This window comes from Anoxybacillus sp. MB8 (assembly GCF_011006755.1).
Taxonomy (GTDB): Bacteria; Bacillota; Bacilli; order Bacillales; family Anoxybacillaceae; genus Anoxybacillus; species Anoxybacillus gonensis.
This window is the reverse complement of the sequence record NZ_RXXX01000105.1, coordinates 1-809: the sequence shown is the minus strand read 5'-3', so window position 1 is coordinate 809 and position 809 is coordinate 1. Positions and strand designations below refer to the sequence as shown.

The following is an 809-nucleotide window of genomic DNA, read 5'->3' as shown; positions in this document are numbered from 1 at the left end:
CGAAGCATATCGGTGTTTGTCCCGTCCTTCATCGGCTCCTAGTGCCAAGGCATCCACCGTGCGCCCTTTCTAACTTAACTAAACACACTTTTCAGCCTGTTATCTAGTTTTCAAAGAACAATGCCAACCTCGTCTCCTTTTTAATAGACGCAGGCGTAAAAAACATAACCTATCTACAAGAAAATGGTGGAGCCTATCGGGATCGAACCGATGACCTCCTGCGTGCAAAGCAGGCGCTCTCCCAGCTGAGCTAAGGCCCCATGAAGTTTGTATGGTGGGCCTAAGTGGACTTGAACCACCGACCTCACGCTTATCAGGCGTGCGCTCTAACCAGCTGAGCTATAGGCCCATACATACGAATATTTACTTATGAAGAGAGTGTTCTCTCAAAACTGAACATGGTTGCTCCTATGATCAGCGTCTTTGCTACCATGCGCCGAGGAATCCATCTTCCTCGAATCCACTTTTAGACGCAGGTGCAAAACATATTTTGTTCAAAAAGAGAGTGTTCTCTCAAAACTGAACAAAACAGACAGCGGAATTTTATCATATATTTTTTGTGTTTGTCAACACGTACGGAGTCATTCTCCGCTTTTCTTATTGTCTAACTCCGGCTCCTAGCCCCTCGATTCGCTTCGGTCCTGCTGCGGCGGCAACAGCCTCCTCGCAGGCCCCCCAGCGCTTGTCGGGGCTAAACAGTCGCCTCCGCTTTTCTTCTTATCCTTAGAAAGGAGGTGATCCAGCCGCACCTTCCGATACGGCTACCTTGTTACGACTTCACCCCAATCATTTGCCCCACCTTCGGCGGC

2 tRNA genes and 2 rRNA genes are annotated in these 809 nt (G+C 49.1%); all 4 read right to left on the bottom strand.

Annotation, left to right across the window (positions count from 1 at the left end):
* A 23S ribosomal RNA gene (locus tag EKC99_RS15325) occupies window positions 1-80 on the bottom strand; the annotation flags it as partial.
* Between the two features lie 104 nt (window positions 81-184).
* A tRNA-Ala gene (locus EKC99_RS15320) sits at window positions 185-260 on the bottom strand.
* Window positions 261-272: 12 nt separating this feature from the next.
* A tRNA-Ile gene (locus EKC99_RS15315) sits at window positions 273-349 on the bottom strand.
* A 378-nt stretch (window positions 350-727) separates the two neighbouring features.
* Window positions 728-809: ribosomal RNA gene (locus EKC99_RS15310) — 16S ribosomal RNA — on the bottom strand; the annotation flags it as partial.